Source organism: Pseudoalteromonas arabiensis, assembly GCF_001550155.1.
In the GTDB taxonomy this organism is placed as follows: domain Bacteria; phylum Pseudomonadota; class Gammaproteobacteria; order Enterobacterales; family Alteromonadaceae; genus Pseudoalteromonas; species Pseudoalteromonas arabiensis.
Genome location: NZ_LRUF01000019.1, coordinates 385,394 through 397,259, shown reverse-complemented (window position 1 = coordinate 397,259; position 11,866 = coordinate 385,394). Strand labels below are relative to the sequence as shown.

The 11,866-nt window shown below is 41.7% G+C and carries 7 protein-coding genes; 2 read left to right on the top strand and 5 right to left on the bottom strand.

Annotation, left to right across the window (positions count from 1 at the left end; translation table 11 throughout):
- Nucleotides 1–9 precede the first annotated feature (9 nt).
- The 3 genes from PAARA_RS09615 to PAARA_RS09605 all read right to left on the bottom strand — a co-directional run bounded on the left by PAARA_RS09615 (nt 10) and on the right by PAARA_RS09605 (nt 3,484).
- Nucleotides 10–1,338, bottom strand: a complete 1,329-nt coding sequence (locus PAARA_RS09615) for an IS4 family transposase (RefSeq protein WP_062567086.1) — start codon at nt 1,336–1,338, stop codon at nt 10–12.
- A gap of 147 nt (nt 1,339–1,485) precedes the next feature.
- Nucleotides 1,486–3,210 carry a sodium:solute symporter family protein gene (locus tag PAARA_RS09610; protein WP_062568812.1) on the bottom strand — a complete coding sequence of 575 codons (1,725 nt, stop codon included), beginning with the start codon at nt 3,208–3,210 and terminating at the stop codon, nt 1,486–1,488.
- 10 nt (nt 3,211–3,220) lie between these two features.
- Nucleotides 3,221–3,484 carry a DUF4212 domain-containing protein gene (locus PAARA_RS09605; protein WP_004586074.1) on the bottom strand — a complete coding sequence of 88 codons (264 nt, stop codon included), beginning with the start codon at nt 3,482–3,484 and terminating at the stop codon, nt 3,221–3,223.
- A 384-nt stretch (nt 3,485–3,868) separates the two neighbouring features.
- Between PAARA_RS09605 and PAARA_RS09600 the strand changes: the two genes are divergently transcribed.
- Nucleotides 3,869–7,309 (top strand): PAS domain-containing hybrid sensor histidine kinase/response regulator, encoded by a 3,441-nt coding sequence (locus tag PAARA_RS09600; protein WP_062568811.1) that lies wholly within the window; start codon nt 3,869–3,871, stop codon nt 7,307–7,309.
- Between the two features lie 12 nt (nt 7,310–7,321).
- Here the strand turns inward: PAARA_RS09600 and PAARA_RS09595 are convergent, their stop codons facing one another.
- On the bottom strand, nt 7,322–9,937 hold the full coding sequence (locus PAARA_RS09595) for a DUF2339 domain-containing protein (RefSeq protein WP_062568810.1): 2,616 nt from the start codon (nt 9,935–9,937) through the stop codon (nt 7,322–7,324).
- A 357-nt stretch (nt 9,938–10,294) separates the two neighbouring features.
- Here PAARA_RS09595 and purU point away from each other — a divergent pair, with 357 nt between their 5' ends.
- Nucleotides 10,295–11,125: a formyltetrahydrofolate deformylase gene (gene purU / locus PAARA_RS09590; protein ID WP_062568809.1), complete on the top strand. Its 831-nt coding sequence runs from the start codon at nt 10,295–10,297 to the stop codon at nt 11,123–11,125.
- A 50-nt stretch (nt 11,126–11,175) separates the two neighbouring features.
- Here purU and PAARA_RS09585 read toward each other — a convergent pair whose 3' ends face one another.
- Nucleotides 11,176–11,829: a response regulator transcription factor gene (locus PAARA_RS09585; protein WP_062568808.1), complete on the bottom strand. Its 654-nt coding sequence runs from the start codon at nt 11,827–11,829 to the stop codon at nt 11,176–11,178.
- Nucleotides 11,830–11,866: the final 37 nt, after the last annotated feature.

The window sequence follows — 11,866 nt, the reverse complement described above, 5'->3', positions numbered from 1 at the left end:
TAATGCCAGTCAGTTAAGCTGACTGGCTTTTTTCTTTGTGGGGTATTTAGTCGGTCTTTTCCTCACAACTCTTGGGTAATACCTATCAGGCCGTTTGTCAGGTAATTTCATCATCCTTAACGATTCCATCAGGTATTCATAGTGAACGGGCAACTTGGTTACTGTTTCCGGTAAAGTGGTTAGGAAGAACACGATGATGTGTCTCATGCAGAGGCCGAAGCTAAGCCGCGATGGGGATAGCTCAGGCATATCTTTAACGGCATCCAGCATAATCATCCGAATCAGGTTGTAGGCCAGTAGTAGTCCCCAGAGCTCCTGTCGTACCATCTCAGGTTTCTTGCTACGAAGTGTTAGCTTGGCCTGATTTAGCGTCTGTTTCATTTCCCTGAACCCTAGCTCTATTTCCCAGCGTTGAACGTACACATCAACAACTTCTTCGTAGGGAAACTGCAATACATCGACCATTGAACTGAGCACATGGTAGCTTTTCCCGTCTACTTTGTAACTGGTTAGCCTCGCGTCGATGGTTTCTGGTAGACCATCAAATTTTTTCCGAGCCTGAGGCGAAGTCTTGAGAGTGATAACAGCATCATGTTCGCTTAGTCGGTGTTTTACTGTGTACTGTAGATCTTTACGGGCAGGGAGCATCCAGTGCGTATTAACGCCTTTAGTCATCCATAAGTACAATAACCCCAGCGAATAATATCCTCTGTCGAAAAGAGTCAGAGAGTTATTGGGAACCGAAGGAATAAGCCGCTGCGCAAGAGACATCTCCCCCACATCCCGACTGTCAAACTCACTGGCCAGTAGAAGGTGGCTGGAGGTTTCCATCAGACTACACATGCGTACCTGTGGATACGGATTATCGCCTTTAGCATTACGGTCACAACCGAATGCAGTAAGGTTCTCACCGGTATCCTGAGCACGAAACATCACGCCATCAACTGCTAACACATTTAAACCACACCACTGTTCAAAGGCAAAATCACCAAAGGCCCGTTGTGCCATCAGCTTAAAGACGTGACCGACAGCTTCATCACCTAGTCGTTGCCGAGCTTGAACTACCGCACTGGGGGCAACAAATCGATTTTTACCTGGTAATGAGATATCAAGTTTATTTGCGATGTCCCAGACAGGGTCATTACGAAAAAGACTCATACCCACGATAGTAAATACGACCGAATCCAGAGGTAACCGGCGACGTCTGATAGTTGCTACGCCCGATAGTGTATAGGCTTGCTGAAGAAGTTCAGGGTCGACAAAAGACATAAGCTTATCGACAGCCTTCAAGTCTTCCGCATGACTAAATGTTTCATCGAGGTTTGTGAGTAAAGACATAAAAAAATCCGATATCAGTTTCTGATATCGGATTTTGAAGCCTTTAAAAGATCGGTCAACCGATCATGAAAATATTCTTAACTGATCGGCATTACGACTTAAGTCGGGCTTTTAACCTTCAAGAGTGTGTTCTCATAAATGGCTTTTTTAGTGCGCGTGCGCTGCGCTCGAACCTTTCGGGTTACGAATACTTTCAACCATTTCTTGGATTTCAACTGGCGTTTCAGCCGTTAGTTTAAGTACGATACCTGCCACTACAAAGTTAACAATCATACCAACTAGACCGATCCCCTCAGGAGAGATACCAAATAACCAGTGTGCAGGCGCATTTAGCTCAGGGCTTACGAACTTGAAGTAGATAATATAAGCCGCAGTGAAAGTAATCCCTGTCACCATACCCGCGATTGCACCTTCTTTATTCATCTTCTTAGAGAAGATACCCATTATGATAGCTGGGAAGAAGCTCGCCGCTGCTAAGCCGAATGCAAAGGCAACAACCGAGGCCACAAACCCTGGCGGGTTAATACCAAAGTAAGCTGAAATCACAATCGCTATCATTGCCGCTAATCGCGCTGCAAGTAGCTCTTGTTTGTCACTAATATCTGGTTTTAAGGTACGTTTCAATAAATCATGGGATACCGAGGTCGATATTACCAATAGTAAGCCTGCAGTTGTTGATAGCGCTGCTGCGATACCACCCGCTGCAACTAATGCAATCACCCATGCTGGTAAGTCTGCAATTTCAGGGTTTGCAAGTACCATGATGTCGCGGTCAACATTCACTTCATTAGCGCTGTTTGGATCATCAATCTTACCTGCTGAGTAGAACATTTTGCCGTCACCGTTTTTATCATTAAAGGTAATAAGGCCTGTTCTTTCCCAGTTCTTAACCCATGCTGGCGCTTCAGCATACTCTGTACCGCTTCCATCTTTACCATTAATTGTATCGATCATGTTTACACGGGCAAACGATGCAACAGCAGGTGCAGTTGTATAAACAATAGCAATGAAAACAAGCGTCCATGCCGCTGAGATACGTGTGTCTTTAACACGAGGAACAGTGAAGAAACGAACGATTACGTGAGGCAGACCCGCAGTACCAACCATTAACGCACCTGTGATTGCGAATACATCAATCATGCTCTTCGAGCCTTCGGTATATTGCGCAAAGCCGAGTTCAGTACTGAGCCCATCAAGTTTATCAAGTACAAACTGTCCTGAGCCATCACTTAACGTTGCACCAAACCCTGTTTGTGGGAAGAAGTGACCCGTCATCATCATTGAAATGAAGATTGCTGGAACAAGGTAAGCAAATACCAGTACACAATACTGCGCTACTTGCGTATATGTAATGCCTTTCATCCCGCCTAATACAGCGTAGAAAAAAACAATCACCATGCCAATGTAAACACCGGTCTCAATATCAACTTCTAAAAAGCGAGAGAATACAACACCTACACCACGCATTTGACCTGCAATGTATGTAAAACAAATAAAGATGGCGCATAATATTGCCACAATACGTGCTGCTTGTGAGTAATAGCGATCACCAATGAAATCGGGCACCGTAAACTTGCCAAACTTACGAAGGTAAGGCGCAAGACATAAAGCAAGAAGTACGTAACCGCCTGTCCAACCCATTAGATATACACCACCATCATAACCCGCAAACGAGATGATACCCGCCATTGAGATAAACGATGCTGCACTCATCCAGTCAGCGGCCGTTGCCATACCATTGGCCAGTGGTGGAACACCGCCACCAGCAACATAGAATTCATTTGTTGACCCTGCACGGGCCCAGATTGCGATGCCGATGTAAAGCGCGAAGCTTAAACCGACAATAATAAACGTGAGTGTTTGAACATCCATTGCTTAGCTCCTATTCGTCTACGCCGTATTTTTTATCTAACGTATTCATTTTGAAAACGTAAACAAAAATCAAAGCAACAAAGGTGTAAATTGCGCCTTGCTGGGAGAACCAGAAGCCGAGTTTAAACCCAAAAAAACGTACTTCGTTCAGTACATCTACCAATAAAATGCCAAAACCAAATGAGACGACAAACCACACTGCTAACAGTTTAAATAGCAGTGAAATATTTTCCGCCCAATAAGCTTTTGCTTGTTCTTCATCTTTAAAAGCCATTTTTATCCCCTTATACATTACCAATGTAATGAGTGGTATTAGTTGTCATAAACTAAGTTAGCAAGGGTTCAGCAATATGGAATTGATACCATAGTCGTAACAACCAGTTTACGTTTACGTAAACTGTAAAATCGCATTTGTAAACAGTCAGTAAAAAGCAATATTTAACAAAGAGTTAACCTGTAATTATAAATCTGCGAAATACTGAAAATAGCAAAAACGAATGATCTGCGACATTAGTCTAATAAAAATACAAAAAAACATTAAAGACAATGTTTTTCAATAAGTTAAATATAAAACTTTGTATATAAAAAAAATCAACACATCGAAATTATTGATAATTCTGATAAGGTAGAGTTATTACAATAATTACTGAATTTAGACATGACAGCTGCGCTTATTTTTGTTGCACTCGCCTACATTGGCGTGTTGTTCTGGCTAGCTAACTGGGGGGATAAAACCACTCCATTAGCAAAACGTATTAGCCATCACCCCTTTGTATACTCATTCTCTTTAGGGATTTACTGTACGTCTTGGACTTACTATGGTTCGGTGGGCACAGCTGCTACCAGTAGTTGGAACTACCTGCCTATTTTAATCGGTCCTGCGCTGCTGTTTTTCTTCGGTCAGGGCTTTTTACGTAAACTCGTTTTAGTCAGTAAAAAACAAAATATCACCACTATTGCCGACTTTATTTCAGCCCGCTATGGCAAACGTCAAACTACTGCAATTATGGTTACTATCATAGCCTTACTTGCGACTATCCCTTATATCGCCTTACAACTCAAAGCACTTAGTAGTAGCTTTTTATTATTGCAAAATGATAGCCGTATTTCGGGTTCTATGCTGGCACTGTCGGCGACCTTAATCATGGCAATGTTTGCTATCTTTTTTGGCACACGAAAAGTGGATGTAACCGAATATCGCTCAGGGCTGATGCTCGCTGTTGCATTCGAGTCTATGGTGAAATTACTAGCTTTGGTTGCCGTTGCGGGACTTGCTTTATACACATTATTTAATTTGAGTACGGTGCAAACTGAGCAATTAACAGGCTCTATTTGGCAGCATTGGCATAACTTTGATTTTCTGAGCTTCAATTTTATTGGCCAGTCTTTAATGGCCGCAGCCGCTATAATCTGTTTGCCAAGGCAATTTCATGTGACCGTTGTTGATAACCAAGACAAACGTCACCTTTATACCGCACGTTGGGCATTTCCACTTTATTTACTGTTAACGGCGGCAATGATTTTTCCGATTGCGACAGCGGCTATTCATCCTGGTATTGGTAGTGGCTTTTCACCCGATAGCTTTGTGTTAGCACTGCCTTTAATACATGAAAACGCGTTTTTAACCACCTTTGTTTTTATTGGCGGTTTATCTGCTGCAACAGCGATGATTGTGGTCGCTACACTGACCTTAAGTACCATGATCTCAAACGATGTGGTTTTACCTTTAATGTTGCGTCGTAAGTTTAAACGTAACCTCATAACAAGTAGTTATAAATCACAGATTTTACTTGTGAGACGCTTCACTATTGCTGGCATTTTGATCTTATCTTATTTCTACCAGCAATGGTTTGGCCATGGTAAAGCGCTGGCAAGCATGGGCTTGGTTGCCTTTTCACTGGTTTCACAATTACTGCCTGCTATCGTCGGTGGCCTATACTGGCGTAAAGGCCATGCTTATGGTGTGTATGCTGGTTTGCTTGCAGGTGTTATTTGCTGGATTCTATTTTTAATGCTGCCTATTTTAGATGCGGGTAACAGCCTAGATGCCGAGTTACAGCAAACACTTATAACACGAGGTACGCTAATCGCATTATTTGCGAATATCGGCTGTTATATTAGCTTTTCACTGGGTGCTGATGAGCGCTTAATAGATAAGATTCAAGCCGCTGCATTTGTAAACCCGAAAGAGCAAGCGGTATTTGCAAGACGCTTAAATAAGAACGTTAAAGCCACGGTATACGACTTTAAAGTACTATTACAAACCTTCTTGGGTATTCAGCGCAGTCAACAGGTACTTGCACACTTTGCATTAAGCAATAAACTTGATGACAACAATGCTCACCCAGAGCCTGAGTTTATTGCCTATTGTGAGCGCGCTTTAACAGGCGTACTAGGCGCATCGTCTGCCCAAGCGCTTATTCATACCGTAGCCTCAGGGAAACGCATGGCGTTTGAAGAGGTCGTCAATTTCTTTGACGAAACAACGCAAGCACTGCAATTTAATCAAAACCTGTTGTTCACCTCGCTTGAAAATCTCAGTCATGGTATTTCAGTTGTTGATAAAGAACTCAACTTGGTTGCTTGGAATAAACGCTACGCAGAAATGTTCCACTACCCTGAGGGCTTTTTAGAAGTAGGCCAAGCGATTGAAGAGGTGATCCGTTACAACGCAGAACGCGGAGAGTGCGGCCCAGGGGAGATAGAACGGCATGTAGAAAAACGCGTGCAACACCTTAAAAATGGCAGCCCACACCACTTTATTCGTCACCGTCGTAATGGCCAAGTCTTTGAGATGATAGGCAACCCACTGCCTGATGGTGGGTTTGTGACCAGTTTTTCAGATATAACAGCGCATATTGAAACCCAAAACGCTCTTGAGGAAGTCAATATGGATCTTGAAAACCGTATCGAAGCACGAACGCAAGAAATACGAACGATTAACAAAGATCTGCAAGCACAAATTGACAGTCGAGTACAAACTGAGCAAGCACTCACTTTGGCTAAAAAAGAAGCTGAGCAAGCTAATGACAGTAAAACTCGCTTTTTGGCACTGGCCAGTCACGATATCTTACAACCGCTTAATGCTGCTCGACTTTATTTAGCAGCCATTGATGACAAAACCCTCTCGAGTAATAACTTAAACAATTTTGAAAAACTCGGTGCAAGTTTAGATTCAACAGTCCACCTGATGTCTGCATTACTTGAAATAGCTAAGCTAGAACAAGGTGCGATGACGCCAACTCCACGCCATTTTAGTATTGACGATATTCTTGCCCCCCTTAAAAATGAATACGCAATTATGTCGAGTGAAAAAGGCTTGAAACTCACAGTGCGCTCTGCAGGGATCATTGTACATAGCGACATCACTTATCTGCGCCGAATTATTCAAAACCTTGTTTCCAATGCAGTAAAATACACTGATAAAGGAAGAGTATTAATTGCGTGTCGTAAACGAAAACACCATCTTCGTATTGAAGTATGGGATACAGGTCCTGGCATATCACAGTTGGAACAAGCAAAAATTTTCAACGACTTTTATCGTATTGAAGCAGGTGACAATAAAGGGGTCGGTCTTGGCTTAGGCGTGGTAAAAAGAATGGCAGACTTATTGTCTTTACGCTTAGATGTAAGCTCAAACCTAGGTAAAGGAAGCCGCTTTAGTATTGAAGTCCCTTATGGAGAGAGACAGTTTATACAACAAAAACAAACGCCGAAAAAAGGCATGGAAAACCGCTCTGCCATGAATATTGTCGCAGTAGATGATGACCCTGAAAACCTTAATGCAATGGCAAGCCTTCTACAAAAATGGCAAGCTAATTATCAGTTATTCGATAACGTAAATGCGATTATGGCATATGCTAAAGATCATCGTGCCCCAGATGTAATCCTGATGGATTATCAGCTTGGTCACGACTGTGACGGCATTACGTTAATCAAAACATTACGTGAAATTTGGCAAAGCCCTGTTCCGGCAATTTTAATTACCGCTGTACGTGATGAAGCGCTTAAACAACAAGCAAAAGCTGAGAACATCCACTATCTCAGCAAGCCTGTAAAACCAGCGAAGTTAAAAGCACTGCTTAATCACAGTGCATAACCTACTCTCTCTTTAAGGCAAAGCATGTGGCTTTGCCTTAAATTTTTGAAACAGCCAACTTAGTGCAACCAATGAAATACCTAAGCCAATAAATGACACAGCCCTTAGCAGCCCTGTTAGATTTGCCATATCAATCAAGAATACCTTCAACACCACTAAGGCCAGTAACCCTAGTCCAAGCTTTTGCAGATCAACGATAGAGCGCAAGTGCCCCGCAATCACCACTAATGCACCTATCAATAACCATATTAACGAATATGTGTACAGTTCGGCGTCTGAGGTCGACTGCGCTAAATTAATAAGCTCACCTTGCCAGCTGTGGCGTATTTCAGCATTAATATAAAGTGCAAGAAAAGCACCTGCGAGGCAAATTAATGGCTTAACCAATTTAGTCTTAATAGGCTTTATTAACTTTGCAACCCATAAGGTTATTAATGCAGGCACCAACCAGAGCAGTAATAACCAGTTAATAATTGGCCACTGACCGATATTTATAGGCTCGAAGAAAGGATTCAACGCAGTGAGTAGTTTTAATGCAAATAAACCAGCCAGTGTTAAAAGTACAATCGCCCCAGCCTGATAAAGCCTTACCAAGTGTTGAGTAAACCTTGAACGCAATAAATACACACAGCCTAACACGCCCCAGTTACAGGCAAGTAGAATGTGTTCATACACCGATAAATTATCAAAATCAGGGTAACGTCCCACCAATTGATAACTTGTTTCAGTCGTTATAAACAAAGCTATACAATGTAAAGTGGCGCCTTCTAACCACACTCGAAGAGGTTGTTGATGCCAAAACCTTGCGGCCCAGTAAAACAAACATGCGCTGACAGGGTAAACAATGAGACTCCAGTGAACACCAAACAGGTTTGTATCATTATAATCCACTAGCCAAGGGGCTACACTCAAGCGTGCGAGTAAACCTGCCACTAACGCTTTTAGTGGCCAACTTGGCATTGTGATGCTGTGCTTGTTCACATAAAAACTAATCAATAGCACTTGCACCGTTAATGCGAGAGTTAAACTACTTCCTTCAAGTAGCATAGTTAGTGCTAAACTAATATTAGCATTAGCACCAAGCCAGTAGCAGAATACCTGCAAAGGATGGTTGTTATTTGCTGAGAGTTTAAATTGCAGCGCACTGACCGCTAACAACACAACACACCATAGCGGATAAGCGCTCATTAAAGCATGGTCAGGGGTAATTAAATATAAACTCGCTACAATCACAAAGGTTGATAGTGAAGCGATTAATGTAAACCCTAAACGTTTTGGATACTTGCCTGTAAAGTACCACCCATAACTTAAAAACAACGCACTAAAAAACAGCCCTACTCCGTAGTTTTGCCTAAAAACAAAAAGCTGTTCTGAAAAATCAACTGTGTTGTTTTGTGCAAGCAATAATATTACAACACATGCCAAAGCGAGCAGTAGCCAGTTATCCCATACACTATTTTTTAAAATCAAAAACAGTAATAAAACAACAAATAATAAAGTACTAAGCTGCCATACAAGCAGTGCATTGGTAGTGCTCATTAATAAAAGAACAGGGGAAATAATTGCCAGTAGTAAAGGAGTATCTGGCAGTTGCCTTAGCATTTTTGTAAAGCGATAAGGGCGATGCTCTACCTGCCTGAGCTTTAACCCTAAACGCGGTATCGCAATCAATAGTAGAATACTCAAAGCTGCATACAGATTAATAAACCATAAAAAATGGCTTGATGCAGTGACAGCCACCAACCAAAACCAACCCAAGTGGCCAGCCCATAGCAAATACCATAACCAATGGCGTTTCACATAATGAGCCACTAAAGAGGCTGATACAGTAACAAAACCAACATAGGTCAGTAAGGCAATAAAGTCATTGCTTCCTGTGCTTACCCATATCGGCACACTATAGGCGCCAATTATGCCGATAACTGCGAGCAGTGGGCCAAACCTTAATGCCATCCAACTGGCAGCCAGAGATACAAAGGTCAAAATACCAAACGCAGATAAAGGCTGTAATAATTCGTAATGTGAATAAGCAAGTAAAGTTAAAGCAAAACAGCTTATAAAGCCGCCACTAGCAAGTGCCGCAGGTATGTAGTTACTAAATCCTTCAAAAACAATCCCTTTTCGGTGTAACACCTCGGCGACCGTAATTAAACTTACACCAAACACGGCCCCTAAAATAACCCGCATTGACTCTGATAATAAACCAGCTTCGAGTGAATAACGGGCAAGGAAAATCCCACCAAACGCCAGCGCTATTGCTCCTACCCACGTTAACCAATTGGCTTTAAATTGAGCAATAATTGGCGAGAAATAATCTGGCTTAGGCTGTTTTGAAACGCTAGGTTTAACAGAATGAGAATCAACTTTAAGTTGTTCAAGAGTGGTTGAGTCAGGCTCTGTGTTAGTGGGTGAAGGCTGTACATGCTCTCTTAATTGCGATTCAACATGAGCTGATACTTTAGCTTCATCAGCAAGATGCGGCTGATACGCCTTTGACGAAATCGTCTTCCTTAATGCTATCACTTCTTTTCTTAAATTTGAAAGCTGAAACAGGGCAACAATACCTGCCACTGACCCAAATAGAATTACAGCAACCAGTAACACTATTAACGCAATACCCTCATCCATACATCATCCTTGTGTCTATAAAGCAAACGCCCTAATTATCTCTACAATAAACACTTAGCGTAAGTAAAGCAACGAAGGTACGGAACCAAATCTGTTAAGGTTGATCGATGAGTGTTCGCTTTAATGTCATGTTAAAGTCAGAATCTGCTACGTCATCCTGATCTATAATGAAAACTTAAATCCTACTCACAAAAACCTCACTTTCATTCAAACCACCAATAACAAGTACCCTTTGTAATGCAGTGAATTGGACTAGGCTATTCTGAAATTAATTATTAGATAGTTGAAATTGCGCTATGCAGCACTTAAAAATTAGCAAATAATAAAGGCCACCAAAACGGGATTAGAATGAGGACTATGAACACGATTTTAACCACGCAATGCGATGATGATGTTGGCTTAATTGCCAAAATCACAGGCCTTTGTCATGAGCATAATTTAAATATCACACGTAATAATGAGTTTGTTGACAAAGACGCTAAGCGCTTTTTTATGCGTACTGAGTTAAGTGGCACGGTGTCAGATAACTTTTTACCTAGCCTTGCAACCTTACTTCCAGATGGTGCTGAGCTTGCACTGCATAGCAGCGAGAAAACCAAAGTTGTGTTGCTTGCCACTAAAGAAGCACATTGTTTGGGGGGGGTTTTACTCAAACAATTTGAAAAAGCCCTGAATATTGAAGTATTAGCCGTTATCGCTAACTATCCAGACTTAGCCCCTTTGGCAGCCGGCTTTGATGTGCCATTTCATGTTGTTTCTCATGAAGGGTTGAGCCGTGCAGAGCACGATCAGCAAGTGGGTGACCTAATTGCCAGCTACCAACCTGATATTATTGGCCTTGCTAAGTATATGCGAATTTTAAGCCCTGAGTTTGTCGCTCGCTTTGAAGGTAAAATAATCAATATCCACCACTCATTTTTACCAGCATTTATCGGTGCAAAACCCTATCATCAGGCTTTTGAACGTGGCGTAAAAATCATTGGTGCAACAGCTCACTTTGTTAATAATGAGCTCGATGAAGGGCCAATTATTTTGCAAGATATAACCCATGTTAGTCATGCTGATACCGCAGAAATGATGGCAAAAATGGGGAAAGATGTAGAAAAAACAGTTTTTTGCAAAGCCTTACAGTTAGCCTCTGAGCATAAACTGTTTATTAACGGTAATCGCACCGTGGTATTTGCTTAAGTCATTTTAATGAAGAGGCTAATCGCCTCTTTATTATTTTTATTATCTAATTACGAGTTCGACTCAATAGGATCAAGTTGAAGTTTTGAGGCAATAAGGACCGCTTGAGTGCGGTTATATACACCAAGTTTTCTGAAAATAGCGGTAATATGCGCTTTTACCGTGGCCTCAGAAATATGTAATTCATAAGCGATTTGTTTATTCAATAAGCCTTCGTGTAAGTACTGCAACACTTTATATTGTTGTGGTGTTAATGAGGCTACCTGAGCGGCTATTTCTTTGTCTTCGCCATCAACCGCAGCGACTTTATCTTTAAGCTCAATGGGTAACCATACATCCCCTTCAAGAATATGGTTAATGGCTATGGCAATATCATCTGATGACGATGATTTAGGTATAAACCCCATCGCACCATATCCCATCACTTTAGAAACAATATTGATGTCTTCACTACCTGACACCACTGCTATGGGTAAGCTTGGATAGTCTTCGCGAATACGAATAAGGCCGTATAAATCGCCATTACCTGGCATGTGAAGGTCTAGCAGTAGAATATCAAGATCTTCTTGTTCGCTAAGCACTTGCAATGTGGTATCAAAGTTTTCCGATTCAAACACTTCTAAATCAGCGAACTTCGCACTCAATGCCCCTTTCAGCGCTTCACGAAATAACGGATGATCGTCCGCTATTAAAAACTGACTCATGGTTCACTCCTAATAAATTCGGCTGACACCTATTTCT

Excerpts from the sequence above, each read along its gene's own strand:
- PAARA_RS09615 (WP_062567086.1), bottom strand. The coding sequence starts at position 1,338 with ATGTCTTTACTCACAAACCTCGATGAAACATTTAGTCATGCGGAAGAC.
- PAARA_RS09610 (WP_062568812.1), bottom strand. The coding sequence starts at position 3,210 with ATGGATGTTCAAACACTCACGTTTATTATTGTCGGTTTAAGCTTCGCG.
- PAARA_RS09605 (WP_004586074.1), bottom strand. The coding sequence starts at position 3,484 with ATGGCTTTTAAAGATGAAGAACAAGCAAAAGCTTATTGGGCGGAAAAT.
- PAARA_RS09600 (WP_062568811.1), top strand. The coding sequence starts at position 3,869 with ATGACAGCTGCGCTTATTTTTGTTGCACTCGCCTACATTGGCGTGTTG.
- PAARA_RS09595 (WP_062568810.1), bottom strand. The coding sequence starts at position 9,937 with ATGGATGAGGGTATTGCGTTAATAGTGTTACTGGTTGCTGTAATTCTA.
- purU (WP_062568809.1), top strand. The coding sequence starts at position 10,295 with ATGAACACGATTTTAACCACGCAATGCGATGATGATGTTGGCTTAATT.
- PAARA_RS09585 (WP_062568808.1), bottom strand. The coding sequence starts at position 11,829 with ATGAGTCAGTTTTTAATAGCGGACGATCATCCGTTATTTCGTGAAGCG.